The 1,583-nt window shown below is 63.2% G+C and carries 3 protein-coding genes; 2 read left to right on the plus strand and 1 reads right to left on the minus strand.

The window, feature by feature from the left end; genetic code table 11:
* Positions 1–75 precede the first annotated feature (75 nt).
* Together U5A65_RS40600 and U5A65_RS40605 are read left to right on the plus strand one after the other, a co-directional pair.
* Entirely contained in the window at positions 76–519 is a 444-nt protein-coding gene (locus tag U5A65_RS40600) for a MerR family transcriptional regulator (RefSeq protein ID WP_321918070.1), read from the plus strand.
* The gene (locus tag U5A65_RS40605) at positions 503–844 is read left to right on the plus strand and encodes a carboxymuconolactone decarboxylase family protein (protein WP_233888066.1); all 342 of its coding nucleotides are present in this window, start codon (positions 503–505) and stop codon (positions 842–844) included. Before U5A65_RS40600 ends, U5A65_RS40605 begins: the two co-directional genes overlap by 17 nt.
* A 54-nt stretch (positions 845–898) precedes the next feature.
* Here the strand turns inward: U5A65_RS40605 and U5A65_RS40610 are convergent.
* A partial coding sequence (locus U5A65_RS40610; protein WP_321949701.1) for an OprD family outer membrane porin occupies positions 899–1,583 on the minus strand: 685 nt, incomplete at its 5' end.

The raw sequence follows: 1,583 nt of genomic DNA on the forward strand, positions 1-1,583 counted from the left end.
TACCCGCGCCAAAAAATGCTTGACCTGGAGTGCACTCGAAGTCCCACCATTCAGAACGTCGATGAGGAGAAGCGCATGAAGATTGGCGAACTGGCCGCGCTCACGGGCCTTTCGGCTCATACGATCCGCTACTACGAGCGCATCGGGCTGATTCCCTATGCGGTGCGCGACGAAACGGGCCAGCGCGCTTACGACCGCTCGGTGCTTGAATGGATCGGTTTTCTGGGCCGTCTGAAGACCACGGGCATGCCGATCCAGGGCATGTTGCGCTACGCGCAGCTGCGCGCGGCCGGCAAGGCAACCGAGCGCGAGCGCGGCGAATTGCTGGCGGCGCATCGCGAAGCGGTGCGTGCGCAGGTGGCCGAACTCCAGGCGTGTCTTCTCGTCCTCGACAACAAGATCGAAGGTTATTCCCACGCCATGCAAAGGAACGAGAATGCACGAAACGACAAATCAGACCAGCGCCGCCCGGCAGGAAAGCCGCCTCGCAAGAGGCAGGCGCATGCTCTCGGCGATTGACGGCAGCGGCGGCGAGCACGTGATCGACTCGCTCGCCGATATCGCGCCGGATTTCGCGCAGTATCTGCTGGAATTTCCATTTGGCGACATCTACGCGCGGCCGGGTCTGGACCTTCGCTCGCGCGAGATCGCCACCATCGCGGCGCTCACGGCCATTGGCCACGCGCAGCCGCAACTCAAGGTCCATATTGCCGCGGGCCTGAACGTGGGCCTCACGCGCGAGGAGATCGTCGAGACGATCATGCAGATGGCCGTGTACGCGGGCTTTCCCGCGGCGCTCAACGGCCTCTTCGCCGCGCGCGAGGTGTTTGCACGCGAGGCTTGAAGCGCACGACGCACGCGGCGGCGGCCCGCACCGCCGCGTGGCGGCCGCGGCGCTTCAGAACAGCTTCAACGGCATGTTGATGACGAGGCGGAATTCCTGGTTGCTCGGGTCGGAGTAGTACTTCGACGCGTGGTGCCACATGGCGATAAAGGTGATTTTGGTGTTCTTGAAGCGCCCGCTTTGCAGCGTATAGCTCGGAATGAAGCCGAATTCGTGGTGCGAGCCGTGCACGGGCTGCCCGTTCCTCCAGTACAGGTTGTAGAACGGGCTCGCGGGCGTGGGATTGGAGGCTGCACCCGCCGACGCGTTGGCGCCCCAGCCGAGTGCGTACCAGAGCATCGCCTTCGCGCCCGGCAGGCCCGCATAGGCGCCATCGAAACCATAGCGCACCTGGAACGACTGCTCGTGCGGCGCGTTGTAGTCCACGTCCATCGAGTTGACGAGATAGTCGCCCGCCGTCTCGTTCACGTAGTCGTAGAACTGGTCGCCGAGAATCTGTTGGTAGCCGAGCAGAAGCGAATGCGGACCGTGCTGCGCGGCGAGCGAAAGACTGTACGCGTTGCTGTCGATGGGGCCCTGCATTGCACTGCCCTGATCGTGTGTCGAGTAGATGTTGAAGAAGCCGGTCCACTTGATCGTCGAAGGGTCGCCGTAGCTTTGCTGCAAGGAGGCGTAGTACTGGCGCCAGACGTCGTCGGCCTGATTGGCGAAAAGCGAAAGGCTCCCGTCCTTGCTGTAG

This window comes from Paraburkholderia sp. J10-1 (assembly GCF_905220165.1).
Lineage (GTDB): Bacteria > Pseudomonadota > Gammaproteobacteria > Burkholderiales > Burkholderiaceae > Paraburkholderia.

Bases quoted from the DNA above. Each gene is read 5' to 3' on its own strand.
- U5A65_RS40600 (WP_321918070.1), top strand. From the start codon at position 76: ATGAAGATTGGCGAACTGGCCGCGCTCACGGGCCTTTCGGCTCATACG.
- U5A65_RS40605 (WP_233888066.1), top strand. From the start codon at position 503: ATGCTCTCGGCGATTGACGGCAGCGGCGGCGAGCACGTGATCGACTCG.